Consider the following 25,547-nt stretch of genomic DNA (forward strand, 5'->3'; position numbering starts at 1 on the left):
AAAATTATATCACTTTTTTAAAAATTTCTTTCAATTCACTCATCATCATTGCAGTGGCGCCCCAAACCAGATGCTCATTAATTTGAAAGGCAGGAACCATTATGTCCGTAGCATAAGAAGTTGACATATTGACATTTACAACCAAACTATCATCAAGAAATTCACACATTGGCAACTCGATAATTCCAGAAACTTCTTCGGGATTAGGAGTAAAAGATAGTTCGTTTTCTGAAAACCCCAAGAATGGAGAAACCAAATAATTACTGGGTGGTATATACACTTCACTAAAAGCTTTTACTAAATTGATCCTATCGGATGGAATCCCAATTTCTTCATGAGTTTCTCTCAAAGCAGTTTGCGAGAGGTCCGCATCAAAAACTTCAACTTTTCCACCAGGAAAAGCGATTTGGGAAGCATGAATACCCGGATAAGAATTTCTGACAATTAGCGCTAGATGTGTAGTGTTTTTCTTTGGGTACAAAAGCATTAAAACTGCTGCTCTTTTAGGCACCAAATTGGCAAAAGAATGATTGCGTAAAAAATCAATCCTTTCTGGAGGTATCATTTTTGCGTGCGCATCAGAGGCTGGTAGCGTTTCTTTTGTTATTTTTGGCACATATTTCAAAAATTCAGAAAACTCCATTTTTTTTAAGCTAAGTTTTAACAATAGTTATCTTATCTGTTTTAAACAGACCCAACTATAAAGTTAATGTAAAAAAACGAATTGAACAATTTAAAAGTCTGTTTCTTATGTACAGTAAAGAAGAAAGCCTCCGTATTAAAAAAGAATTTTGGACCCAATTTGCCGACGCCTACCCTCGTAAATGGCTATTATACAACACTAAAATAAAAGATGTTACCTTCAAGTTTTATGTAGACAACAAAAAAGCACAGGTCTTGTTGGATATTGAACCAAAAGACGAAGAAAAGCGTAAAATTTATTTTGAAAAAGTAGAATCTCTCAAAACCATTATACTCGAAGACTTCATTGAAGATGCCATTTTTGAGAGAAATTTTTATTTGGAGAACGGAAAAATCATCAGTAGAATTTGGGTCGAATTAACAGGAATCAGCTTGAACAATAAAGCTACTTGGAATACGATTTATGATTTCTTTTATGAAAAAATGGATGCTTTTGAGCGTTTCTTTTATGAGAATGAAGACTACATTAAAGACCTTGAAATCAACACATAAAAAATGCCTTAGTTGGGGGGCTAAGGCATTTTTAAAAATCAAATAAAAAAACAAACTAATAAACTAATCAAAATTCTTATTTCTTCATAAATAGGTTAGTATAAAATTTCTTTCCTTCCGAATTGGTTCTGATTGCAATACCAAAGTGTGAAAAATCGCCTTCAATATTTGCTTTGTGTCCAGCACTATTCAACCAAGCGTTAAACACACCTTGAGGAGTTGAATAATTATAAGCTAAATTCTCACTTACGTTAACAGCTCCAAGGTTTTTTACCAACGCTTCGTATCTGTCTTGAAAATAATCGTGGGAGATTCCTCCTTTAGAAATCATATATAAATCGTGTTCTTCTGATTTAACCGAGATAAAATCAACTTTTTCAAGTCTGTTTTTACCGATACTTACTCTATAATCATTTATGATATTCATTAACTCCAATTCATCTTGAGAGTAAGTATATGTTACATTAGTAGGTGTATTATTATTATTTTGATCTGAGGCTATTTCTTCCTTTGAACAAGAAACAAATGAGATTGACAATAAAGTTACTAGTAGGACTTGGGACAAAGTTTTTCTGATCATAATTCTTTTTTTTAGATTGTGTTACTTTTTGATTGTCAAATGATTACCACTTCATATTGACAGGACAACATTACAAACAAAATCGATAAACTACAAAATAAAATCGATGAAATGCATGAATTTTATTGTTTTGCACAATTATTCTTACATATTAAAAGAGTAAACAACTGATTTTAAATCAGTTAAAAAATATTTTGAATTTTTTTTGTAACAAATCACTTCTTGATGTATCCAAAAGAAAAAACTAAAAAACAATATTTATGAAAAACTTACTTTTATTCGCATTTGCATTACTGTATACAAACATCATTACAGCACAAAACACTTCCTTTGAAGTAAAAATCTATGGTAAAGGAAAGCCCGTAATTTTAATCCCAGGCTATTCGTGCAATGGAGAGGTTTGGAACGAAACGGTAGATCATTTAAAAAACAACTATGAGCTACATGTAATAACAATTGCTGGTTTTGGCGGTGTTAAACCCATACAAAATGATGAAATCCTTAAAACTGTCCGCAACGAAATCATTCAATATACCAAAGACAGAAAATTACAAAAGCCAATGTTAATAGGACACAGTCTTGGTGCTTTCATGACGTTATGGTTACAAAGTGTCGAACCCGATTTATTTGGAAAAAGCATTTGTGTAGATGGACTTCCATTTGTTTCGGCAGTTGGCAAACCAGAAACTACAGTTGAATTACTAAAAAACAACCCGCAATTCAATAAAGCAGCCGTTATTGAAAATTTCAAAGCACTTCCGACCGAGAATTATGTTAAAAATATGACTAAAGCAATGCTATACCAGGTAAATGATAGCGTACGTGCCAAACAAATTGCCGAGTGGAGTTTTAAAAGCGACCGAACTACGTTGGGCAGTACAATTGTAGAAATGTCAACAACAGATTTAAGACAAGAAATTGAAAAAATTAAAGCACCAATCCTTGTCTTAACTAGTCTTTGGGGAAACAAAGAAGCCAGCGAAAAAGAATATGGCATCCAATATGCCAAATTAAAAAATAAAACAATAAAAGTAGCCAATGCAAAACATTTCATCATGTATGACACACCAGAATGGTTTTATAATGAAATTGACTTATTTTTAAATTCTAAATCCTAATCAACACTGTGAGTTCAACAGAAAATCAATTCAAAGACATTTACTCCAATTATTCAAAAAAAGTGCATCGTTTGTGTCTTGGATATACCGGAGACACCATGCAGGCCGATGATTTACTTCAGGAAGTATTCATCAAAGTTTGGGAAAATCTGGAAAAGTTCAGAGGCGAATCACAAGTTAGCACTTGGATATACAGAATAACAGTCAATACATGCTTGCTTCATATCAGATCCAACAAAAAGCAAACAAAGGTCGATTTTGACAAAACCAATTTAAAAATAAGTGATGACACTAACGAGAAAGAAAATCAAATTCAGCTTTTATACAAATGTATTAGTGAACTGAATGAAACCGACAGACTAATAATCACCTTACTATTAGAAGAAGTTCCGTATGAAGAAATTGCAGCAGTAACCTCGATATCAGAGGGCAATTTAAGAGTCAAAATTCATCGTATCAAACAACAATTAAGCACAATTTATTCAAAATATGAAAGACTTTGATAATTTAAAAGACTTATGGAAACAACAAGAAGAAACAAAACTTCCAGATGTTTTCGAAATAATAAAAAAAATAAAAAAAGAACGAACCTTCTACACAAATAAACTACTTTTTCAAGTAGCCATCCTAGCTATAACCATGATAGCTTTAGTTTGGATCGGTTCGAGCATTGATTTTAAAAAGACAACGACATATATCGGTTTAGGTTTAATGTTATTGTGTATTGCTGCTTTCTCGGCAGTTCGCTTGTATCAAATGATAACATTAAAAAGAATAGATTTGACCCAAAAACCATCTGCAACTTTAAAACAATTGGATGAGTATTTTTCTTTTCAGCAAATAGTAAGTACTAAAATCACCCTTGCCTATTTTATAGTACTTAACATCGCTTTTGTATTCTATTTCATAGAAGTAATGCATCCTATGTCATTCCAACTAAAAACCATTTGTTTGACAACTTATATCGCTTGGATGCTTTTCGCCTATTTCTATTTAGGAAAGAAACAGAAGAAAAAAGAAAATGATCGAATTCAAAAAATCATTGATTCTATAAAAGAATTGGAATCAGGTTATGACAAATAAAAAAAGGGTTTCAATTGAAACCCTTTTTTACTATATAAACACTATTCATACAATTCATAAAAACAAAAAAGGTCTTCAAATGAAGACCTTTTTGAGCCGATGGAGGGACTCGAACCCACGACCTGCTGATTACAAATCAGCTGCTCTAGCCAGCTGAGCTACACCGGCAAAGTGTATTTACAATATTTTAGAAAATTTGAGCCGATGGAGGGACTCGAACCCACGACCTGCTGATTACAAATCAGCTGCTCTAGCCAGCTGAGCTACACCGGCGACTCATTTCGGGTGCAAATATAGTGGAGTTTTTTAAACTTCCAAAAACTTACACCCTAAATTTTATCTGTTTTTTCTACTATAATGAGTTGATTTTTTCAACTAATTGGTTAGCAGCATTTTCTAAATCTTTATTTACTTGCTTTAAGTGAGATTTTCTGTTGTCTACTTTTTTCTCGTTCACTTTTTTGATCAATCCATCAAATGTTCCGATAGCTTCTTCGATAATAGCGTTAGTAGCTTCAGTTGGTCTACCAGTAGTAGTCATTTCATACAAATAAACTGCTTCAATGATATCACCAATTACATAGTTGATGTCTTTCTTTAAGTTTTTTACACTTGCCATAGTTTCCTATTTAAAATTTTTGCAAAGGTACTATTTATCTTGATATATCCTACTATGAAATAAATATTTCCAAAAGAGTTGCAGAACCAATTAATTGATAATCAGTCACTAATGCTGGAAGCAAAAAAGTCTCTCCTTTTTGAAACGAATACACCTCTTTACCGATAGATATTTCAAAATTTCCTTCCGTACACATATAAACTATGAAAGAATCAGATGTATTCGTTTTGACAACCTGACCATTGAGCGGAAATACATTTGTTGTAAAATAGGGACAATCCACTACAAGGTTACTCTGGTTATTTATATTACTGTATTCTTTTTTAGCTTCCACCCTATTATAATTAATTGCCTCTAAAGCTAAATCGACATGTAATTCACGTAAATTACCATTTGCATCTTTACGATCGAAATCATAAACTCGATAGGTAATATCTGATGTTTGCTGTATTTCAGCAATAACTATTCCTGCACCGATAGCATGAATCGTACCTGTTTCCAGAAAAAAAACATCACCTTGCTTTATAGGAATTTGCTCCAGGATTGAAACCAATGTTTTATCATTCAAATGTTTTAGGTATTCCTCCGGAGAAGATTTTTCCTTAAAACCAACTATCAAACGTGCATTCTCATCCGCCTGCATGACATACCACATTTCTGTTTTTCCAAACGAATTATGACGTTTTTTAGCCAACTCATCGTTAGGATGTAATTGAATAGACAAATCTTCTTTGGCATCCAAAAATTTGAAAAGCAATGGAAAATCATAGCCAAAACGTTCAAAAACTTTAGTTCCTAAAAGCTCTGATGTATATTGGGAAATTAAATCATTGAAATTCATTCCAGCATAAATCCCATTCGCAATTACACTTACATCACCTGGCACAGTAGAAATTTCCCAACTTTCACCTGTAGTTGGCGAAGGGATTTCTTTATTTAAATAGGAAGCTAATTTAGTTCCTCCCCAAATTCGATCTTTTAATATAGGCTTAAAAACCAGAGGATATACTTGCATTAAACCAAACTTTTAACTGCTTCGATCACTTTTGGAAAATGACTTTCAGCATTCATACTATCATAAACCATTTTAACTATTCCCTTTTTATCCACAATGTAAGTAACCCTACCAGGAATTAGTCCTAAAAAATTAGTGGGTACACCAAACAATTTCCGAATAGTTTTATCATTGTCTGACAAAAGAATAAAAGGCAAATCATATTTGTGCACAAACTTTTTATGTGCCGAAATACTATCGCCACTAATACCTATTACCTCAGCGCCCAAATCTTTAAACTCTTCGTATTGATCTCGAAAAAAACAAGCTTGTTTGGTACAGCCTGGAGTATCATCTTTGGGGTAGAAATAAATTACCAACACTTTTTCACCCAAAACCGATGCAATGTTAAATTCGTTGCCATTTTGGTCTTTCCCAGCAAACAAAGGCAATTTATCTTCTACTTGTAAACCTTTATGCATTATTCTCCTTTATATGTTACAAAATTACGTGGTGTTTCGTACAAAGTTACTTCCAGGTTATTTCCCGAAGCAATTCTTTTTCTAATCTTATTCCAAATAACCACAACTATATTTTCTGCTGTAGGATTTAAGTTTTCAAATTCCGGAACATCTAGATTTAGGTTTTTGTGGTCAAATTTCGACTCTACTTCTTCAAAAATAATATCCGCCAAATCTTTAATATCAATTACATAACCCGTTTCCGGATTAATATTCCCAGTAACACTTACAATCAATTCATAATTATGTCCGTGAAAATTGGGGTTATTACATTTCCCGAAAACCGACTGATTTTGCTCATCTGACCAATCTTTTCGATACAAACGATGCGCTGCATTAAAATGTGCTTTTCTACTAACAGTTACTCTCATAGCTTATGATCTTCAAGAAAATGATAAAATTCATCAAAAATAATTTTGAACCAAACCGTATAAGTTTCAGGATTTTGCTCCATGTCGTTTTTCACATCATCAATTGCCATCCATTTCCAACTTTCCACCTCATCATTATTGATTTTAGGCTCATCATTATAGTAACCAATCATAACATGATCTAATTCATGTTCGGTTAAACCATTATCAAAAGGGGCTTTATATATAAAGTGAAACAATTCTTTCAACTCTGTAGTAAAACCCATCTCTTCAAAGAGACGTCGGGTTCCGGCTTCTATATTACTTTCCCCTTCTCTTTGATGGCTACAGCATGTATTGGTCCATAATAAAGGTGAATGGTATTTATGATGCGCTCTTTGCTGCAACATTAACTCATTTTTTTCATTCAATATAAAAACCGAAAAAGCTCTATGCAACAAAGCCTTTTCATGCGCTTCCAACTTAGGCATCAACCCTATTGGTTCGTCATTTTCGTTTACTAAAATTACTTTCTCTTCAATCATACCTTTTTATTGCTTGGTAAAAATACGAAAACTATACTAAATAAAAGTTTAAACTTAGGATGTCATCTGACCACAAGAAATCTACAAACAACTTACAAAAAAGTACAAACAACAAGCGCATAATTTTTCACAATATCAACTCTTTAATAAATTGCAATCCAAAATCATTCAAACAAATAAAAACGTACGTATGAAAAAATTATTTTTATTCATCCTAACTGCAATATCACTTTCTTCTTGCAGTAATGATGATTCCGGAGGCTATGACGACTCCAGAACCATAAGATATCAAGTTGACGGAAATTATACCGGAACAATGAGCACAAGTTACACTACCCATTCAGGAGGAACAGGTATTGAAGAATTTTCAGATCTTCCCTGGAGCATGCTTATCCTATTTGAAAAGCAAGTACCTTCAGCCGTAATGGCGGTATCAGGCAGCGGTGGCATTCAAGGGCAAACACTGACTGTAGAAGTATATCAAGACGACGAACTTATATCAACCCATGAAGGAACAGCAACTTCCAATGGCTCTATTCTAATTGGAACATCTCCAATTGTTTTTTAAAGCAAAAAAGAGCGCTTAAAGCGCTCTTTTCAATTCAATATTATTTCTAAATTATTTAGTCAAATACATTTTTCTTCTTGAATACAATTCATAGAATTGATCATCTTTCAAATCATCAATAAACAAGATACTTTCTCCCGTTGATTTCATTTCTGGACCTAGCGCTTTATTTACATTAGGAAATTTACTGAAAGAGAAAACCGGTTGCTTAATTGCATATCCATTTAATTGTGGATTAAACGTAAAATCGGTTACTTTATTTTCACCCAACATTACTTTAGTCGCATAATTCACATAAGGCTCTCCATAAGCTTTTGCAATGAATGGCACCGTACGTGATGCTCTCGGATTCGCTTCAATAATATAAACGGTATCGTCTTTTATAGCAAATTGAATATTGATTAACCCTACCGTTTTTAAAGCCAAAGCAATTTTATGCGTATGATCCTTAATTTGCTGCATTACAAATTCACCTAAGTTAAAAGGAGGCAATGTTGCATTACTATCTCCCGAATGCACACCACAAGGTTCGATATGCTCCATGATTCCGATTATGTAGACATTTTCACCATCACAAATCGCATCAGCTTCTGCTTCAATCGCCCCATCCAAATAATGATCCAATAGTAGTTTATTATTCGGAATATGTTTAAGAATTTCAATTACATGCTCTTCTAACTCTTGCTTATTGATTACAATTTTCATTCCCTGACCACCCAATACATAAGACGGACGAACTAATAACGGAAAATCCAAATCATCTGCCAACTTAACGGCTTGTTCCGCATTTTCAGCCACACCGAATTTAGGGAACGGAATATTCAATTCCGTCAACAACTCAGAGAAACGCCCTCTATCTTCAGCCAAATCTAAAGCATCAAAGCTCGTTCCGATAATTTTGATGCCGTATTTTGATAATTTTTCAGCCAATTTCAATGCGGTTTGCCCACCCAACTGAACAATAACACCTTCCGGCTTTTCATGCTGAATGATATCATAGATGTGTTCCCAGAAAACAGGCTCGAAATATAATTTATCAGCCGTATCGAAATCGGTCGAAACCGTTTCAGGATTACAATTGATCATAATCGTCTCATAACCACATTCTCTTGCAGCCAATACGCCGTGTACACAAGAATAATCAAACTCGATTCCTTGACCAATTCGGTTTGGACCGGAACCCAGAACTACAATTTTCTTCTTATCTGTAACAATACTTTCGTTATGTACATATTTTGTACCGTCAGCTTTCTCAATTGCAGCTTCGAAAGTTGAATAATAATAAGGAGTTTGCGCTTTAAATTCGGCAGCACAAGTATCAACCAGTTTATAAACCCTTTGAATTCCTTGATTATCGCGAAGTGTATGCACTTGACTTTCCAAACAACCCAACATATGCGCTATCTGTCTGTCTCCGTATCCTTTTTGTTTTGCCTCAAGCAATAAGTCTTTCGGAAGGGTATCGATAGTATATTTTGAAATCTCTTTTTCAATGAAATACAATTCCTCATACTGTTTCAGGAACCACATATCGATTTTTGTAATTTCATGAATTCTAGACAACGGAATTCCCATCGCAATAGCATCGTAAATTACGAAAACACGATCCCAACTAGCGAAAGTCAATTTTTCTATAATTTGTTCGTAATTTTTATAGCCTTTACCATCGGCACCCAAACCATTACGTTTGATTTCTAAAGATTGAGTAGCTTTATGCAATGCTTCTTGGAACGAACGCCCAATACCCATTACTTCACCTACTGATTTCATTTGCAATCCTAAAGTACGATCCGAACCTTCGAATTTATCAAAGTTCCAGCGTGGGATCTTAACGATTACATAATCCAAAGTTGGCTCAAACAAAGCCGAAGTTGATTTTGTAATTTGGTTTTGCAATTCATCCAAGTTATAACCAAGCGCCAATTTAGATGCAATTTTTGCAATTGGATAACCCGTTGCTTTTGACGCTAAGGCAGATGAACGCGACACGCGAGGATTAATTTCGATTGCCACAATATCCTCTTTATCATCAGGAGAAACAGCAAACTGAACATTACAACCTCCAGCAAAATTTCCGATACTTCGCATCATATGAATCGCCATATCACGCATTTTTTGGAAAGTCGTATCCGACAACGTCATTGCTGGTGCAACTGTGATACTATCTCCGGTATGAATTCCCATTGGATCCATATTCTCAATAGTACAAATAATTACAACATTATCATTTTTATCACGTAGTAATTCCAATTCATATTCTTTCCAACCTAAAAGCGCTTTATCAATCAACACTTCATGAATTGGAGAAGCCTCTAAACCACGAGTTAACAATTCGTCGAAGTCTTCTTTTTTATGAACGAAAGCAGCTCCAGTACCGCCTAATGTAAATGAAGGACGGATTACTAAAGGGAAACCAAATTCTTGTGCAATTTCTTTTCCTTTTAAAAACGAATTAGCCGTTTTAGCTGGTGCGTAAGGAATATTAATTTCGGTAAGTAACTTTTTAAACTGATCCCTATCTTCAGTGATATTGATCGCATTGATATCCACACCAATCAATTTCACATTGAAATCTTGCCAAATTCCTTTTTCCTCAGCTTCCAAACAAAGATTCAAAGCAGTTTGCCCACCCATAGTTGGTAAAACGGCATCGATTTGCGGATGCGCTTTTAAGATTTCGATAATTGATTTAGTAGTTAAGGGTTTTAAGTAAACATGATCCGCCATGGAAGGGTCGGTCATAATGGTTGCCGGATTCGAATTAATTAAAATAACCTCGATTCCTTCCTCACGTAGAGAACGTGCTGATTGTGATCCTGCATAGTCAAATTCGCAGGCTTGACCAATGATGATGGGTCCAGACCCGATAATTAAAACCGATTTGATTGAAGTGTCTTTAGGCATTGTATTGTGTTGTTGTTTGTTGTAATTAGCCCTGATGGAAGCGGCATCCTTTTTAAATTGCATAATTTAAAAAGATACAGCGAACAGCAGGAAATAGCTCCTAATAATATCAGTAATGTATGAACTTTTTAAAAAAAAGGCGTTACTGATAAAAGTAACGCCTTAGTATTTGATTGAAATTCAATCATTATTTTTTGTGTCTTGGTTCGCAAGAAACAGTCAATTTGTGTCTTCCTTTAGCACGACGACGAGCAAGGACTTTTCTTCCATTCGCAGAAGCCATTCTGTCCATAAAACCGTGCTTATTTCTTCTTTTTCTTTTCGATGGTTGAAACGTTCTTTTACTCATAACTTTGTATCTTTAAAATCTTGTATAAATATCTAACTTTTGGGTTTTTGTAAAACCGAGTGCAAATATACAACGATTTTTTTTTCTTGCAAGTGGTTTTAAAAAATAATTTCAATTCTTTTTAAGTTTAGCAATTGTCTTTCAATTCACAGTTACACTCTTCCCTTTTTACCTCTATTAGCTTTTAGTAAAGCAGTTGCTTATAGCAATTTCTTTTTTATATTTGCAGCTCATTATTAAAAACATCTTTATGTTTCATAAAAACATCAAATTAATTATAGCTGGATTACTTTTTATTGTTGGGGTTTGGCAATTTACTGAAGGAAATATCGGAAACGGAATTTTCGTAACATTATTAACAATCATCCCTGTATTTTTATATTTCAGAAACGAATTTATTTTATTAGCCTTCCTAAAACTTAGAAATCAGGATTTTGCAGGTGCTAAAAAATGGTTGGATAAAATCAAAAACCCGGAAGCCGCATTAATTCAAAAACAACAAGGGTATTATAATTACTTAAATGGATTAATGGTTTCTCAAACGAATTTGAATCAAGCAGAAAAATTCTTTAAAAAAGCCATTAGTTTAGGTTTATCAATGGATCAGGATTTAGCTTTGGCAAAATTAAATTTAGCTGGTATCGCAATGAGCCGTCGAAGAAAATTAGAAGCGACAACACTATTAAACGAAGCTAAAAAGCTCGATAAACACAATATGTTGAAGGAACAAATCACCATGATGAAAGAACAATTGAAGAAAATTTAATTGATTTTTAATAAAAAAAATAAAAAAAACCGTACAATAAGTACGGTTTTTTGCGTTTTAAAGTGTAATTAAACGATTAATTTATATGTTTGTCGGGAAAATTATTAAGTTTATAATCAATGGATTAGTTTTGTTTTATTGTAATTTTAACATGAAGAAACTTTACTTAGCATTATCATACCTGTTTTTTTCACTACCATCCTTTAGTCAGGATGCAGAATTGAATTTTCCAGAAGCTTTAAGAGCGCACTTGAAAAAATATAATATTCAGAGCGACATCGCTTTCAACAACTATGACATCCAAAAAGGTCATACACTTTTTGACTCATTAGTATCACACCATTTAGTCGGTACTCAATTTGAAGATTACACTTTAAAAAGTTTCGAAAAAAGAAAAGTAAAACTTAGCTCTTTCAAGAAACCTTTGTTTATTTTAACCTATGCTTCATGGTGTATTCCAAGTAAAGGAGAAATACCCGCTTTGAACAAATTAGCCCAAAAATATGCCAAGGACGTTCAGTTTGTGATTTTATTTTGGGATAAAAAGTATCAGGTAAAAAAGATTTCACGAAAATTCAACCACAACATTACAGTTTGTTATGCGCATGAAAGCTACAAAAATGATGCTGTAATTGTTTCTCACTTAAAACACACCTTAGGCTTTCCTACCTCTTATTTCTTAGATCAAAACTTAAAAGTGGTTAATATTAAGCGAGGCGGCGCTCAACCTGACAAGAAAAGCAGCTACGTTAAAGCATACACTATGAATTACAATGTTTTCAGAGAAGGATTAGGTAGCTTATTAATTGACAAAGATATTACTAAGGAGCAGCTAACAACAAACTAACTCTTAGACAAAAGCATCTTACCCGCAACAAATAAAAGTACAACTGCAAAAATTTTCTTTAGCATTTTTTGGTCGATACTGATTGCCATTTTACTTCCAAAGTAACCTCCTACAAGAAAAAACAAAGCTATAATTCCGGCATATCTCCAATCGATATAACCTTCTTTATAGTAATTATACACAGCTGCTGCTGTAACCGGAACTACCAGTACCGTTAAACTTGTTCCTTGTGCTTGGTGTTGATTGAATCCCATTAAATAAATGAGTAAAGGAACCATAACTATTCCTCCACCCACACCAACCAAACCGCTTAACATTCCAGCAATAACACCGATCAACGCAAGCAACAACACTACTTCTAAAGTCATTTTTTTCATTTTTATTTTACTTCAGGAATTTCAATTTCATAAACCTTTTTAGTAGGATTATCTAATTTTCTATCTCGCAACCATGGATTATGATATTTCAAAATCTTATAATTAATTCCCTGCAATTTTGAAAAGACCGCCAAATCCTTAACTGTACTATCGACTTGTATTTTTTTGGTTGGTATTTTTTGATACAAATCTTCTTGAGATAAGACAAAATTATATTTTATTGGATTCTTCATAATTTCTTTCAACGCAAGAATCCTAAAAACATAACGCGAAGTTTCTTCGTTTAAAAGCAAATCATAATAATTTGTCACACCTTGAAAATCAATCTGGTTCTGCAAACCATTCAACCCACCATTGTAAGATGCAGCAGCTAAAGTCCATGATCCAAATCGTTCTTTGGCTGACACCAAATATTTACAAGCTGCCTCTGTAGCCTTTTCGAGATGATAACGCTCATCCACTGTTTCAGAGACTTCTAATCCTTTCTCCTTAGCTGTCAGCGGCATAAATTGCCAAACACCTCTAGCCCCAGCACTTGAAACCGCATTGGTAAGTGAACTTTCAATTACTGCCAAATATTTAAAATCATCAGGAACATTGTATTTTGCCAAAATAGGTTCTATAATAGGAAAAACTTTATTTGCGCGTTTTAAAATCAATATTGTTGAACCATGCATGTATTCATTTACCACCAATTCCCTATCCATTCTTTCCCTAACATCTGGAATATGCAAAGGCGCTTCTTCTCCTGCAAAATCAATTTTTCCAGGAAAATTACTTTTCATTTTTGCATTTACAAACAATCCTAAGGCAGTAACACCAACAAACAACAAAACTATCTTTTTCATGATCCAATTTTTATTTTAGAATAATCTCAGGCAAATTAGCGTTTAGCCAACGATATCGCATAATGATCATTATATGCGTTCCTCCTTTAATATTAATAAATTCTTTAATGTTCTTAGCCGGAAAAACCTCATCATTATCTCCATGGATATGAATAACATCCGGATCAATTTCAACTCGTTCCCAATTGATAATTTGTTCAATAGCCCAATCAAGATATTCTTTTTCCCTTCGGGTCATCAAAATCTTGTACAATTCCAAACGTTGTTTGACAATTCCTGAACCAAATGCATACTTCGCCAAAGCTTCCACATTTTGCGCTAAACTTGTAGGTAAAAGCTTGTAGGCTTTGGTTGTTTTTGCAATTTTCATTCGGCGAGGTAATTCCTTATTAGATTTAACACTCGAAATAATAATGACTTTTTTAGGATGCAAAAACTGTTTCATTTCCTGAACCAATATCCCACCAAATGAAACACCGATTAAAACAGCATCTTCATGCTTGACTTCTTTGGCCATTCTTTTCGCATAATCTTTCAATGACTCTCCTTTTTCAGGAAGAAACCATTCTAACAAATGCATTTCAAAAGTATCTTCTGGCAATTTTATTTTTTCAAAAATCAATGAACTTGCCGCCATACCCGGCATGAAATAAACATGAATTTTAGACATAAAAAGTAACTTATAACTAGATTTTACCGAAATTTGTATAAAAGTAATTATTTCCCCTCGGAATGAAGTGGTCAGAACCTAAAATTACCATTTTTTTATAATTCATTTAAAAAACCTTCTTCAACGCATCACTATGGAAATTAAAGACAATACATTCTCAAGACAATTTGAAATCCTCGCAACAGAAGGCGTAATCACTGTTGAGTATTCACTTCAGGAACGAAAAATATTCCTAACCCGCATCAACACACCTGAACATTTTGATAATGAACCATACCTTGATGAAATTATAAGGCAAATTCTAACCATTGCAGAAGAAAAGAAATGGAGAGTTGTTCCCATTTTTCCAAGAATAGCAAGCTTTTTCAGAAAGAATCCGGCTTACAAAAGTATGCTACCTCCTGGCATCCGAATTTAAACAGATCCAAAGTATTGTTTCTAAAATATTTGTATTTTTATGGCATGAGCTCTGAAGAAAACAATCACCACATTCTAGAATTTTTCGAAGCAATAGAAAAATATTACGGTTGCAAAACCGAACTTACCGAAGGGATTTGTTGTTCTTCTGGTGATTTCAATGCCGAGTTCACTACTTGGAATTTATTTGAATTCGAATTAGTACGTTCAGCCTATCGAAATATTGGCGACCGATTTATGATGGAAGGAGCCGGCATGTACTATGAAATAGACGCAAAAAGCATCGTTTCATTAACTCAACCTGGAAGAAATAAATTTGAATTTATTGAAAAACTAGGCGACAATATTTATCGTATCACCAAACTTCGTTTTCATTACAAATACTAAATCTTTAAAATAAAAAATCCAAATACCAATCAAAAGACTACTATTTGGATTCCTATATATCACAATAAAGAATTAGGTTAAAACATTCACAAACTCCATTCTCACGGCTCCATCTTCATCGATTTTAGTCAGGTGAATATCATGAAGCGTATTCACCAATTCTGGATTCCATGGTGTTTTTACTTTTACATAATTTTCGGTAAATCCATGAATATATCCTTCTTTATTTTCTCCTTCAAACAAAACCGTTCTGTTGGATCCGATTTGACTTTCATAGAATGCACGTCTTTTTTTCACTGAAAGACCGCGCAACATTTTACTACGTTTAGCTCTAACATTGGCAGGAACCACACCATCCATTACTGCTGCCTCGGTATTATCACGTTCAGAATACGTAAACACATGCAGATATGAGATATCTAATTCATTCAGAAAATTGTAGGTTTCTAAAAACAATTCATCTGTTTCTCCAGGAAAACCAACAATCACATCAACACCAATGCATGCATTCGGCATTACTTCACGAATTTTAGCAACACGGTCCGAATACAATTCACGCAAATAGCGGCGTTTCATTTTTTTTAGGATGGTATTACTCCCCGATTGCAATGGAATATGAAAATGCGGAACAAAAGTGCGGCTTTTAGAAACGAATTCAATAGTTTCGTTTTTCAGCAAATTCGGTTCAATAGATGAAATTCGTAGACGTTCAATACCTTCAACTTTATCTAAAGCCTGAACCAATTCCAAGAAGGTATGTTCGTGTTTTTTATTTCCGAATTCACCTTTACCGTAATCACCAATATTTACACCCGTCAAAACGATTTCCTTAATTCCTTTTTCAGAAATTTCTTTGGCATTTCTCATCACATTTTCCATAGTATCACTACGAGAAATCCCACGTGCCAAAGGAATTGTACAATAAGTACATTTATAGTCACAACCGTCTTGCACTTTCAAAAAAGCACGCGTTCTATCGCCAATGGAATAACTACCTACGTAAAAATCCGCCTCTACAATTTCACAGGAGTGCACTTCACCCATGTCATTTTTTGAAAGATCATTGATATAATCGGTGATTTTAAATTTTTCGGTAGCTCCTAAAACAAGATCCACGCCATCAACCGAAGCCAATTCTTCCGGTTTCAATTGCGCATAACAACCAACTGCCGCAACGAATGCTTTATCGTTGAGCTTCATGGCTTTTTTTACAATTTGCTTGAATTGTTTGTCGGCGTTTTCTGTAACCGAACAAGTATTAATCACGTAGATGTCTGCAACCTCCTCGAAATCAACACGATCAAAACCTTCACTTTGAAAGTTTCTGGCAATCGTTGATGTTTCAGAAAAATTCAATTTACAGCCTAAAGTATAGAAGGCTACTTTCTTTTTGTTTTCCATAAAATAACTCAATCAATGAAATCGTTGTCAAAAAATTGAGGGTGCAAAGGTACGTACATTTCTCAAAAAAATAAACTTGATATTCAATAAATTACAAATCAATTACTTTCCAACAGTTATACTTTACCAACATTTATGGCAACCCTGAACTATTTATTTTTCCTTTTCCATTCTTTTATACTATGAAACACAGCAAAAAAAGTAAAATTTCAATATGATTAACTTATAACTATTACTCTTTTCTATATTTTTTAGTTTCTTCAAAAACGTGTTCTAAAATTTTAGCATCTTCCTCTGTAAATTCCACTTGTCTTCTTGCCATTACAATTTTTGCCGTTTGAAACGCTTTATTAGTCATATAGGTTGTAAAACCTGAAGCTCCACCCCACGAGAAACTTGGCACAAAATTGCGTGGAAAACCGCTCCCGAAAATATTGGCACTCACACCAACAACCGTTCCGGTATTAAACATGGTATTGATGCCACATTTACTATGATCACCCATCATCAATCCGCAAAACTGCAATCCCGTTTTAGCAAAACCTTCAGTTTCATAGCTCCAAAGTTTTACTTCTTCGTAATTATTCTTCAAATTAGAATTATTACTATCGGCACCAATATTACACCATTCACCTAAAACAGAGTTCCCTAAAAAACCGTCATGTCCTTTATTTGAATAACCGAATAACACCGAATTATTCACTTCTCCTCCGATTACGGAATGTGGTCCAACCGTAGTAGCTCCATACACTTTAGTCGCTAACTTCACTCTTCCGTTATCACATAGTGCGAATGGTCCTCGGATCACAGAGCCTTCCATGATTTCGGCATTCTTACCAATGTAAATTGGTCCGGTAGAAGCATTTAAAGTTACAAATTCCATTTTTGCTCCTTCTTCAATAAAAATATTTTCTGGAGACAATACATTAACCGATTTAGGAATTGGCTGTGAATGTCTTCCTTCGGTTATCAATTCGAAATCTTCACGTAAAGCCGCATCATTCTTAGCAAAGATATCCCAAGTGTGCTCGATACGTAAACATTCATCCGTAAATTCAATAATTTCAAAAGTATCGAAATCCACTTCCTGATTGTCCTTACTGTAAAAAGCAACCACTTCGTCTTTAAAAAAAATGGCTTGATTTTCCTCTAGACTTTTAATCATTTCGGTTAAAATATCATTCGGCAAAAAAGAGGCATTAATCATAATATTCTCTTCCATTTCCACCATAGGATATTTTTCCATCAAATACTCTTCCGTTATTGTCGTTGTAGTGTACCCCAAGTGTTTTTCCCATTTTTCGCGAATCGTCAGAATTCCGACACGGATATCAGCAACAGGTCTTGTGAAAGTGAACGGAAGCAATGCATTACGAACGGTTCCGTCGAATAATATGTAGTTCATTTGTTTTACTATTGAATTTATGAGACGCTAAGTTACAAAGTTTGCAACTAAAACCATCAACCCAAAAATAAAAAAAGCCTTTCCGAATGGAAAGGCTTTATATAGATTAAAATTCTAAAATTACTTTTGGAATTTTGCGTATTTGTTTTTGAATTTGTCAATACGACCAGCTGTATCAACCAATTTAGATTTACCAGTGTAAAAAGGGTGAGAAGTTCTAGAGATCTCCATTTTGAATACTGGGTATTCTACTCCTTCGTGAACAATTGTTTCTTTAGTATCTACTGTAGATTTAGTAATAAAAACATCATCATTTGACATGTCTTTGAATGCTACTAATCTGTAATTTTCCGGGTGGATTCCTTTTTTCATGATAAAATCTTTTTATGTTTTGTTGCTTTTGATCTTGATGCTTTTTACTTAAAAAAGGTATCGATTTACGGCAACTTTTGTTGTACTACTATTTATTTTAGGGTGCAAATTTACAACTATTTTTTTAATATCAAATAATTGCGTAACATTTTTTGATTTCCTACACTAATTACCATAACTTTATTAATTAGTATATTTGTAGCCTAAATAAAATTAAAATGAATGAAATCCTTAAAAAGAATGGCGTCCAATTCGGCTTCATCATTGGCCTCTTTGCTATTCTTTTACCGATAATAACATATGCAAGCGGTCAACCTCTTTATAAAAATGGTTATTTGGGTGCTTCTGTTTATGTTGTTTATTGGACCATCCGAATAATTCAAGCCAATAAAACTAAAAAAGATCTAGGAAACCAAACGGTTAGTCTTAAAGATATTTTCACTACTTTATTGATCTCTACTACAATAGGTATCATCATTTCTACCGGCTTTAATTATGTATTTTATAATTTTATCGCAACCGAACTTAAAATTGACCTGAATGAATTCATGAACCTAAAACAAGTTGAAATTCAGCAGGTATTCAACAAAGGAAAAATAGACAAGCAAATGATAATGGGAACCGATAACTTCGAAATTTCAATTTTACTGAGAGGTGCGGTATTTTCTATTTTATTTAGTTCCATTTTTAATTTAATTTTGGCAGCTATTTTCAAATCAAAAACATCAAATCAATTATAGTGAATATTTCTGTAATCATCCCTTTACTTAACGAACAAGAATCGTTACCCGAATTAAGCACTTGGATTACCAAAGTCATGACTGCAAATAATTTCAGTTATGAAGTTATTTTCATAGATGACGGAAGCAGTGACAATTCATGGGACATTATTGAATCTTTATCCAAAGAAAACGAAAGTTTTAAAGGTATTCGATTTTTAAGCAATTATGGAAAGTCACAAGCATTACACGCAGGCTTTGCCAAAGCTCAAGGCGATGTCATTATCACAATGGATGCCGATTTACAAGACAGTCCGGATGAGATTCCTGGATTATACAATATGATTACCAAAGATGGTTTGGATTTAGTTTCAGGTTGGAAGAAAAAACGATACGATAGTGTTGTTGCTAAAAATCTACCTTCAAAACTATTCAATTGGGCAGCTAGAAAAACTTCCGGTGTACAATTGAATGATTTCAACTGTGGTTTAAAGGCTTACCGAAACAATGTTGTCAAAAACATAGAAGTATCGGGAGAAATGCATCGTTACATCCCTGTATTGGCTAAAAATGCAGGTTTCAAAAAAATTGGCGAAAAAGTAGTAATTCACCAAGCGAGAAAGTATGGCGAATCGAAATTCGGAATGAACCGTTTTATAAATGGATTCCTGGATTTAATTACCATTTGGTTTTTATCCAAATTCGGCAAAAGACCCATGCACTTATTTGGTCTATTAGGCACTATTATGTTTATGATTGGCTTCATTGCAGCTGGTTATATTGGCATAATGAAGTTATGGAAATTATATTTTACGCATCAAGAAACCATCTTGGTAACTGAAAACCCATGGTTCTATATATCATTAACAACAATGATTATCGGAACACAACTTTTCTTAGCTGGCTTTTTAGGCGAAATCATTCTTCGCACAAAAAACAATGAGGAACGTTATAAAATTTCGAAAGAAATTAATCTGTAAATTTATTTTTTAATTCTAAAATTTAAGAAATGCATATCGAAAAGACAATTTTAGATAAGGTTAATATTTGGCTGACCCCAACATTTGACGAAGAAACACAAAAAAACATCATAGAAATGATGACCTCTTCTCCAAAAGAATTGGAAGAGAGTTTCTATAAAAATTTGGAATTCGGTACAGGTGGAATGCGTGGCGTTATGGGCGTAGGAACTAACCGTATCAACAAATACACTTTAGGAAAAAATACTCAAGGTTTAGCCAATTATTTAAAAAGAAGTTTCCCTAATGAATCAATCAAAGTCGCTATTGCTTATGACTGCCGTCACAATAGCGATACGTTAGCTAAAGTAGTGGCCGATGTATTTTCAGCCAATGGAATTAAAGTGTATCTATTCTCAGAAATGCGCCCAACTCCAGAGCTATCTTTCGCAGTACGTCATTTGAATTGCCATACCGGTATCGTATTAACTGCATCACACAATCCACCCGAATACAACGGATACAAAGTGTATTGGCAAGATGGTGGACAGATTGTTCCACCTCAAGATGCAGAAGTAATTGCCGAGATTGAAAGTCTGGAATACAGCGACATCAATTTCAATGCTGATGAAACTTTAATTGAATATATAGACACTGCTATTGACGAAGCATTCAGAGATTCAACAATCAAAAATGCAAGTTTCAACACTTCAACCGAAGCCAAAAAGAATTTAAAAATTGTATACACTTCCCTACACGGAACTTCTATAAAAGCAATACCTGGTGTTTTAGCCAAAGCTGGTTATACCGACGTCAATATTGTTGCTGAACAAGCCGAACCTAACGGAAATTTCCCAACTGTTGTCTCTCCTAACCCGGAAGAACCGGAAGCATTGGCAATGGCAATGGAATTGGCCGACAAAATTAATGCTGACATTGTGGTTGGAACCGATCCCGATTCAGACCGTTTAGGAGTAGCAGTTCGCAATAGCGAAGGCAAAATGATGCTTTTGAATGGCAACCAAACGATGGTAGTTATGACCGCTTTCCTATTGGAACAATGGAAAAAACAAGGTAAATTGACCGGTAATGAATTCATTGGCTCTACAATCGTTTCAACTCCAATGATGCTGGAATTGGCATCTGCTTATGAAGTGGAATGCAAAGTAGGTTTAACCGGTTTCAAATGGATTGCAAAATTTATCAAAGATTTTCCTAACCAAACCTACATTGGCGGTGGTGAAGAAAGTTTCGGATTCATGGTTGGCGATGCCGTACGCGATAAGGATGCCGTAGCTGCTATTTTATTAGTTTGTGAAATTGCTGCCCAAGCCAAAGAAAAAAACAGTACTTTATACCAAGAATTATTACAAATGTATGTAGACTTCGGGTTCTATAAAGAACATTTAATTTCCATTACTAAAAAAGGTATTGAAGGCGCCAACGAAATCAAACAAATGATGGTGGATTTACGTCAGAACCCTTTAAAAGAAATCAACGGAGAACGCGTAGTTTGCGTGGAAGACTATCAATCATCCAAAGGAAAAGATTTCATGAACGGTGAAGAATTTGATATTATGGTTCCAAAATCAAACGTGTTAATTTATTATTTGGAAGACGGAAGTAAAATCTGTGCTCGCCCAAGCGGTACAGAACCTAAGATAAAATTCTACTTCAGTGTGAACTGCGCCATTGATAACATTGCAGATGTTCCTGCAGCAGAACTACAATTAGATACCAAAATCAAAAACATTATTGCTGAAATGCAATTGAACTAATGGATAGTAATCTCAAAAAATTAATCCCTTTTGCCTTAGTCTATAAAAAAGACATAGTATTGAATATTGTTTATAATATTTTTTACGCCTTTTTTTCTACTTTGTTGATGGTTTCAATGATTCCAACCTTAAATGTAATTTTTGGTCTGAACAAAAAAATTACCTCCGCTCCAACTTTTAATGGTATAGCAGGTATTAAATCGTTTGCGGAAGACTACTTGAATTACAAAGTGACTCAATTGACCGAAAGTAATGGATTTGAATTCGCAATTCTTTTTGTTATTTCTATTATAATTGCCACAGCTTTCTTAAAAAACATCACCAATTACTTTGCTTCTTACCATGTAACAAGATTACGTAACGGAGTTTTGAAAGATATCAGGGAAAAACTGTATGAAGTAATCATTCATTTACCCGTTTCTTATTATTCTGAAAAGAGAAAAGGAGATGTTATGTCCAGAATGCTTGGCGATGTTAATGAAGTTAAAAATTCCTTCTTCCAAGTATTGGAACTCGTAGTAAGGGAACCTTTGACCATATTATTCTCCATTATTACTATGTTTTTGATTAGTGCGAAACTAACGTTGTTTGTATTTTTATTCATTCCCATTTCTGGAATAATCATTTCTAGAGTGGGTAAAAATTTAAAAGCGAAATCAACCAAAGCACAGGAACAAAACGGAATACAAATATCTATTTTGGACGAGACATTGAGTGGTTTAAAAGTAGTCAAAGGATTCAATGCAGAAGGAAAATTCATTACAAAATTCAATGATTCTTTGCAACGTTTATTGCGATTATCAAACAGTATCGGAAATAAAAACAACCTAGCTTCTCCTTTAAGTGAATTTTTAGGAATTGTAACCATAGCGATTTTATTATGGTACGGCGGCCAATTGGTAATCGTAGATAAATCGCTCGCACCAACAACATTTATCGCTTACATTGCATTGGCTTATACCATTTTAACTCCAGCCAAAGCCATTTCGAAAGCTTCTTATCAGGTAAGAGGCGGTTTAGCAGCAGCCGAAAGAGTTTTCAGTGTTCTGGAAGAAGAAAACACCTTACAAAACAAACCTGATGCCATTGTAAAAGAAAGCTTTGAGCGAAACATTAAGTTAGAAAACATCAATTTTGCTTATCAGGAAGAAAATGTATTAACCAACTTTTCGATCGAAATCCCTAAAGGAAAGACCGTGGCATTGGTTGGTCAATCCGGCTCTGGAAAAAGTACCATCGCCAATTTACTGACTCGCTTTTATGATGTCCAAGAAGGAAAAATTACCATTGATGGCATTGACATCAAAGATATGGATATGCATTCGCTAAGAAGTTTAATGGGATTGGTAACACAAGATTCGATTTTGTTTAACGATTCGATTAAAAATAATTTATTGATTGGAAAACCGAATGCCTCAGATGAAGAAATTATCGAAGCATTAAAAATAGCTAATGCCTACGAATTTGTAAAAGACTTACCTGAAGGCATTGAAACGAATATTGGTGACTCTGGAAGTAAACTTTCAGGTGGCCAAAAGCAACGCTTATCTATAGCTCGTGCAGTATTAAAAAACCCACCGATAATGATTTTGGATGAAGCTACTTCGGCATTGGATACAGAAAGTGAAAAATTTGTACAAGTAGCATTGGAAAACATGATGCAAAACCGCACATCTATCGTGATTGCACACCGTTTATCAACCATCCAGAAAGCAGACAATATCATTGTGATGCAAAAAGGAGAAATTGTAGAACAAGGTACGCATGATGAATTATTGGCTAAAAACGGCTCTTATTCTAAATTAGTCATGATGCAGTCTTTCGAATAGTTTACATTTTGGTAGTGAAGATTTAAAACAGATTTGAATTAAAATTCGTATCTTCATTTTCAAATGTATATTGAAAATTCACAAATACATCTTCCTGAAGATCCGAACACTATTGTTTGGAAATATCTTGATTTATCGAAATTCTTGGATATTTTACTCTCAGGAAAGATGTTTATGTCGCGGTCCGATAAATTTGAAGACCAATACGAGGGGACTTTCAGCGAGCCCACTTTTGAAGAAATACGCCGAATAGCCGAAAACAAACCTGATTTTTTGGATTACTACAAATCCCATCGTGAAAAAGTAGTCATCAGTAGTTGGCACACTAACGAATACGAAAGTTTTGCCATGTGGCAGATTTTCACCAAAAACAACGAAGGTTTAGCTATTCAATCCACTATTGGACGTCTCAAAGAAGCATTACTACCCGAAGAAATTTTTGTGCAACATATTGGAGAAGTCAATTACATCGACTATAAAAAAGAATACATCCCTTTTGAAGATGATTTTTTCCCGTTTCTTTTCAAAAGGAAAAGTTTCCAATACGAACGTGAGATACGCATCATAACCGATGTAACTTCACATCAGATTACTATAAACGAAGGATTGAAAATCAATGTAGACATCAATAAACTAATTGATAAAATCTACATTCACCCTAAAAGTGAGAACTGGTATAAAAAATTGGTTATTGAATTGGTTGAAAAATTAGGATTCGGATTTGAAATTGAAAAATCCGATTTGGAAAGCGATATTCTTATTTAAACTCTTCCGTAAAACTATCGTCCCACTTGAACATATTAATTACCCATCCTTTTTTGTTTTTATAGTAAACATAAATTAAACGGACAGCCGAATTTTCAAAACGCAGTATATATGTTTCCTTTATAGCAAAATCGCTGATTACCTCTTCTTTAATTTTAACAACGCCTTCTGTAGCACCAAATCGATCTTTTAATAAATTCATATACTGAATCGTTTTGTCCTCTAAACTTCCAATTTCATTTTCGGGCAGAGGCCAATATGCTCTTAACTCTTTAAAGAAATCATTCAATTTGTTTTCCTTAAAAAGAGTGGAACATTTCACAGAAAAGTCTTTAGCTTCTTTTGATGATGCAAAATATTTCTCTTGAGCTACTGCAGAAGTAATACTCATCAATACTAATATAAAGCAGGTAATTGTAATTTTCATAACTAGTATCTGTTTTTAATTTATTCTTCAATTGGCGAATAATCTTCTACTTTCCATTCATCAGCAGCCAAATTGACAAAATGGTAATGCACTTTATCCTTTTTATCAAAAGCACCGTTTTTGTTGATATCTTCAATTGTTCTAAAATACAAACGATTTAATGATTCAATCAAATTCCAATCAATCAACTCGTGAAGTTCCCCTGAAAGTTTTTGAAGACGCAATCCACTAAAATCACTTATATACAACGATTTGATATCATTTGCATCAATTTTACCATCACGATTAGTATCGGAATCCACTAAAGAATATACTAAAATTTGCTTTTTAGTTTTAGCAGCAATAGTATTTAAAAACGTCGCTGTTTGGATTTGCACATTTTTATCTGTCAACGGACGTAGCGCAGTAGAATCAATGTGTTGGAATTTAATATTCTGAAAGTAACCCGTAAGTTCGAAACTATTGTAATTGGACAAAGCATAGCTACCCATGTTGGTTTTAGCTGATCCGTAAGTTCCTCCGCGTTCATAAGCCACTTGCACATCACCTATAGCATGTAACAAATATTTTGTGCCTTGCATATGAATGGGTAAATCAGCTACTTTAATTTGAGAAGAATCCTTTTTAACCACTTGAACTTTAGAATCTTCATAAATTACTTTTGGCTTTTCTTCTTCCTTACAGCTTGCCAACAAAGATACTAGAGGCAAAATATATAACAGCTTTTTCATTATTATAACTGATTTTGTATCAAA

At 33.9% G+C, this 25,547-nt stretch carries 31 protein-coding genes and 2 tRNA genes; 14 read left to right on the forward strand and 19 right to left on the reverse strand.

What is annotated here, in order from left to right:
* Positions 1-4 precede the first annotated feature (4 nt).
* The gene (locus ACFO7M_RS13070) at positions 5-643 is read right to left on the reverse strand and encodes an NUDIX hydrolase (RefSeq protein WP_379715602.1); all 639 of its coding nucleotides are present in this window, start codon (positions 641-643) and stop codon (positions 5-7) included.
* A 107-nt stretch (positions 644-750) separates the two neighbouring features.
* Between ACFO7M_RS13070 and ACFO7M_RS13075 the strand changes: the two genes are divergently transcribed.
* On the forward strand, positions 751-1,194 hold the full coding sequence (locus ACFO7M_RS13075) for a DUF4268 domain-containing protein (protein WP_379715605.1): 444 nt from the start codon (positions 751-753) through the stop codon (positions 1,192-1,194).
* A gap of 76 nt (positions 1,195-1,270) precedes the next feature.
* On the opposite strand, the gene ACFO7M_RS13080 is transcribed toward ACFO7M_RS13075, so the two are convergent.
* A complete protein-coding gene (locus ACFO7M_RS13080) occupies positions 1,271-1,774 on the reverse strand; it encodes a CAP domain-containing protein (protein WP_379715608.1) in 504 nt (167 codons plus the stop codon).
* A 260-nt stretch (positions 1,775-2,034) separates the two neighbouring features.
* Between ACFO7M_RS13080 and ACFO7M_RS13085 the strand changes: the two genes are divergently transcribed.
* Genes ACFO7M_RS13085 through ACFO7M_RS13095 form a run of 3 tightly spaced genes read left to right on the forward strand, consistent with a single transcriptional unit; the run spans position 2,035 to position 3,975 of the window.
* Positions 2,035-2,892 carry an alpha/beta fold hydrolase gene (locus ACFO7M_RS13085; RefSeq protein ID WP_379715611.1) on the forward strand — a complete coding sequence of 286 codons (858 nt, stop codon included), beginning with the start codon at positions 2,035-2,037 and terminating at the stop codon, positions 2,890-2,892.
* An 8-nt stretch (positions 2,893-2,900) separates the two neighbouring features.
* Positions 2,901-3,395: an RNA polymerase sigma factor gene (locus tag ACFO7M_RS13090; RefSeq protein ID WP_379715614.1), complete on the forward strand. Its 495-nt coding sequence runs from the start codon at positions 2,901-2,903 to the stop codon at positions 3,393-3,395.
* Complete coding sequence (locus tag ACFO7M_RS13095; RefSeq protein WP_379715617.1) at positions 3,382-3,975, forward strand: hypothetical protein; 594 nt, start codon at positions 3,382-3,384, stop codon at positions 3,973-3,975. The genes ACFO7M_RS13090 and ACFO7M_RS13095 overlap by 14 nt, the downstream gene beginning before the upstream one ends.
* Positions 3,976-4,069: 94 nt before the next feature.
* Here the strand turns inward: ACFO7M_RS13095 and ACFO7M_RS13100 are convergent.
* The 7 genes from ACFO7M_RS13100 to idi form a co-directional block, all read right to left on the reverse strand.
* A tRNA-Thr gene (locus ACFO7M_RS13100) sits at positions 4,070-4,143 on the reverse strand.
* A 31-nt stretch (positions 4,144-4,174) separates the two neighbouring features.
* Positions 4,175-4,248 (reverse strand) — tRNA-Thr (locus tag ACFO7M_RS13105).
* Positions 4,249-4,327: 79 nt separating this feature from the next.
* Positions 4,328-4,594: a hypothetical protein gene (locus ACFO7M_RS13110; protein ID WP_379715620.1), complete on the reverse strand. Its 267-nt coding sequence runs from the start codon at positions 4,592-4,594 to the stop codon at positions 4,328-4,330.
* A 52-nt stretch (positions 4,595-4,646) separates the two neighbouring features.
* Positions 4,647-5,609 (reverse strand): type I phosphomannose isomerase catalytic subunit, encoded by a 963-nt coding sequence (locus ACFO7M_RS13115; protein WP_379715623.1) that lies wholly within the window; start codon positions 5,607-5,609, stop codon positions 4,647-4,649.
* The gene (locus ACFO7M_RS13120; RefSeq protein WP_379715626.1) at positions 5,609-6,070 is read right to left on the reverse strand and encodes a peroxiredoxin; all 462 of its coding nucleotides are present in this window, start codon (positions 6,068-6,070) and stop codon (positions 5,609-5,611) included. The genes ACFO7M_RS13115 and ACFO7M_RS13120 overlap by 1 nt, the downstream gene beginning before the upstream one ends.
* The gene (locus ACFO7M_RS13125; protein WP_379715629.1) at positions 6,070-6,480 is read right to left on the reverse strand and encodes a 6-pyruvoyl trahydropterin synthase family protein; all 411 of its coding nucleotides are present in this window, start codon (positions 6,478-6,480) and stop codon (positions 6,070-6,072) included. Before ACFO7M_RS13125 ends, ACFO7M_RS13120 begins: the two co-directional genes overlap by 1 nt.
* The gene (gene idi, locus ACFO7M_RS13130; protein WP_379715631.1) at positions 6,477-7,004 is read right to left on the reverse strand and encodes an isopentenyl-diphosphate Delta-isomerase; all 528 of its coding nucleotides are present in this window, start codon (positions 7,002-7,004) and stop codon (positions 6,477-6,479) included. The genes ACFO7M_RS13125 and idi overlap by 4 nt, the downstream gene beginning before the upstream one ends.
* A gap of 190 nt (positions 7,005-7,194) precedes the next feature.
* Between idi and ACFO7M_RS13135 the strand changes: the two genes are divergently transcribed.
* Positions 7,195-7,572 (forward strand): hypothetical protein, encoded by a 378-nt coding sequence (locus ACFO7M_RS13135; protein WP_379715634.1) that lies wholly within the window; start codon positions 7,195-7,197, stop codon positions 7,570-7,572.
* Positions 7,573-7,623: 51 nt separating this feature from the next.
* Here ACFO7M_RS13135 and carB read toward each other — a convergent pair whose 3' ends face one another.
* On the reverse strand, positions 7,624-10,476 hold the full coding sequence (gene carB / locus ACFO7M_RS13140) for a carbamoyl-phosphate synthase large subunit (protein WP_379718974.1): 2,853 nt from the start codon (positions 10,474-10,476) through the stop codon (positions 7,624-7,626).
* Between the two features lie 187 nt (positions 10,477-10,663).
* Complete coding sequence (gene rpmH / locus ACFO7M_RS13145; RefSeq protein WP_007136275.1) at positions 10,664-10,825, reverse strand: 50S ribosomal protein L34; 162 nt, start codon at positions 10,823-10,825, stop codon at positions 10,664-10,666.
* A 250-nt stretch (positions 10,826-11,075) separates the two neighbouring features.
* On the opposite strand from rpmH, the gene ACFO7M_RS13150 reads away from it, so the two are divergent.
* Both ACFO7M_RS13150 and ACFO7M_RS13155 read left to right on the forward strand, forming a co-directional pair.
* Entirely contained in the window at positions 11,076-11,591 is a 516-nt protein-coding gene (locus ACFO7M_RS13150) for a DUF2892 domain-containing protein (RefSeq protein ID WP_379715644.1), read from the forward strand.
* Positions 11,592-11,742: 151 nt separating this feature from the next.
* Positions 11,743-12,438, forward strand: coding sequence for a TlpA family protein disulfide reductase (locus ACFO7M_RS13155; protein ID WP_379715647.1), 696 nt, complete (start codon positions 11,743-11,745; stop codon positions 12,436-12,438).
* Here ACFO7M_RS13155 and ACFO7M_RS13160 read toward each other — a convergent pair.
* The 3 genes from ACFO7M_RS13160 to ACFO7M_RS13170 are packed head-to-tail and all read right to left on the reverse strand — an operon-like array spanning position 12,435 to position 14,333.
* The gene (locus tag ACFO7M_RS13160; protein WP_379736105.1) at positions 12,435-12,806 is read right to left on the reverse strand and encodes a sulfite exporter TauE/SafE family protein; all 372 of its coding nucleotides are present in this window, start codon (positions 12,804-12,806) and stop codon (positions 12,435-12,437) included. The two genes, ACFO7M_RS13155 and ACFO7M_RS13160, sit on opposite strands and share 4 nt — an antisense overlap.
* 11 nt (positions 12,807-12,817) lie before the next feature.
* Positions 12,818-13,663 (reverse strand): lytic transglycosylase domain-containing protein, encoded by an 846-nt coding sequence (locus ACFO7M_RS13165; RefSeq protein WP_379736107.1) that lies wholly within the window; start codon positions 13,661-13,663, stop codon positions 12,818-12,820.
* Between the two features lie 10 nt (positions 13,664-13,673).
* Positions 13,674-14,333 carry an alpha/beta hydrolase gene (locus tag ACFO7M_RS13170; protein ID WP_379736109.1) on the reverse strand — a complete coding sequence of 220 codons (660 nt, stop codon included), beginning with the start codon at positions 14,331-14,333 and terminating at the stop codon, positions 13,674-13,676.
* Positions 14,334-14,466: 133 nt separating this feature from the next.
* Here ACFO7M_RS13170 and ACFO7M_RS13175 point away from each other — a divergent pair, with 133 nt between their 5' ends.
* Positions 14,467-14,751 (forward strand): GNAT family N-acetyltransferase, encoded by a 285-nt coding sequence (locus tag ACFO7M_RS13175; RefSeq protein ID WP_379715659.1) that lies wholly within the window; start codon positions 14,467-14,469, stop codon positions 14,749-14,751.
* 44 nt (positions 14,752-14,795) lie between these two features.
* On the forward strand, positions 14,796-15,137 hold the full coding sequence (locus tag ACFO7M_RS13180; RefSeq protein WP_379715662.1) for a hypothetical protein: 342 nt from the start codon (positions 14,796-14,798) through the stop codon (positions 15,135-15,137).
* A 72-nt stretch (positions 15,138-15,209) separates the two neighbouring features.
* Here the strand turns inward: ACFO7M_RS13180 and mtaB are convergent, their stop codons facing one another.
* The 3 genes from mtaB to ACFO7M_RS13195 all read right to left on the reverse strand — a co-directional run bounded on the left by mtaB (position 15,210) and on the right by ACFO7M_RS13195 (position 18,315).
* Positions 15,210-16,538 (reverse strand): tRNA (N(6)-L-threonylcarbamoyladenosine(37)-C(2))-methylthiotransferase MtaB, encoded by a 1,329-nt coding sequence (gene mtaB / locus ACFO7M_RS13185; protein ID WP_379736111.1) that lies wholly within the window; start codon positions 16,536-16,538, stop codon positions 15,210-15,212.
* Positions 16,539-16,770: 232 nt separating this feature from the next.
* On the reverse strand, positions 16,771-17,943 hold the full coding sequence (locus tag ACFO7M_RS13190; RefSeq protein ID WP_379715668.1) for a GlmU family protein: 1,173 nt from the start codon (positions 17,941-17,943) through the stop codon (positions 16,771-16,773).
* 120 nt (positions 17,944-18,063) lie between these two features.
* Positions 18,064-18,315 carry a type B 50S ribosomal protein L31 gene (locus tag ACFO7M_RS13195; RefSeq protein WP_379715671.1) on the reverse strand — a complete coding sequence of 84 codons (252 nt, stop codon included), beginning with the start codon at positions 18,313-18,315 and terminating at the stop codon, positions 18,064-18,066.
* 218 nt (positions 18,316-18,533) lie between these two features.
* Between ACFO7M_RS13195 and ACFO7M_RS13200 the strand changes: the two genes are divergently transcribed.
* The 5 genes from ACFO7M_RS13200 (at position 18,534) to ACFO7M_RS13220 (ending at position 24,365) form a co-directional block, all read left to right on the forward strand.
* The gene (locus ACFO7M_RS13200; RefSeq protein ID WP_379715674.1) at positions 18,534-19,055 is read left to right on the forward strand and encodes a DUF4199 family protein; all 522 of its coding nucleotides are present in this window, start codon (positions 18,534-18,536) and stop codon (positions 19,053-19,055) included.
* Positions 19,055-20,014, forward strand: a complete 960-nt coding sequence (locus ACFO7M_RS13205; RefSeq protein ID WP_379736113.1) for a glycosyltransferase family 2 protein — start codon at positions 19,055-19,057, stop codon at positions 20,012-20,014. Before ACFO7M_RS13200 ends, ACFO7M_RS13205 begins: the two co-directional genes overlap by 1 nt.
* A 29-nt stretch (positions 20,015-20,043) precedes the next feature.
* Entirely contained in the window at positions 20,044-21,771 is a 1,728-nt protein-coding gene (locus ACFO7M_RS13210; protein WP_379736115.1) for a phospho-sugar mutase, read from the forward strand.
* Positions 21,771-23,600: an ABC transporter ATP-binding protein gene (locus ACFO7M_RS13215; protein ID WP_379736117.1), complete on the forward strand. Its 1,830-nt coding sequence runs from the start codon at positions 21,771-21,773 to the stop codon at positions 23,598-23,600. The genes ACFO7M_RS13210 and ACFO7M_RS13215 overlap by 1 nt, the downstream gene beginning before the upstream one ends.
* A 63-nt stretch (positions 23,601-23,663) precedes the next feature.
* Positions 23,664-24,365: a hypothetical protein gene (locus tag ACFO7M_RS13220; RefSeq protein ID WP_379715686.1), complete on the forward strand. Its 702-nt coding sequence runs from the start codon at positions 23,664-23,666 to the stop codon at positions 24,363-24,365.
* On the opposite strand, the gene ACFO7M_RS13225 is transcribed toward ACFO7M_RS13220, so the two are convergent.
* Positions 24,358-24,792, reverse strand: a complete 435-nt coding sequence (locus ACFO7M_RS13225) for a hypothetical protein (RefSeq protein ID WP_379736118.1) — start codon at positions 24,790-24,792, stop codon at positions 24,358-24,360. The genes ACFO7M_RS13220 and ACFO7M_RS13225 overlap by 8 nt on opposite strands.
* Before the next feature lie 20 nt (positions 24,793-24,812).
* Positions 24,813-25,523 (reverse strand): hypothetical protein, encoded by a 711-nt coding sequence (locus ACFO7M_RS13230; protein WP_379736120.1) that lies wholly within the window; start codon positions 25,521-25,523, stop codon positions 24,813-24,815.
* Between the last annotated feature and the right edge of the window lie 24 nt (positions 25,524-25,547).

The sequence above is a fragment of the Flavobacterium sp. GCM10023249 genome, assembly GCF_042653365.1.
Taxonomy (GTDB): Bacteria; Bacteroidota; Bacteroidia; order Flavobacteriales; family Flavobacteriaceae; genus Flavobacterium.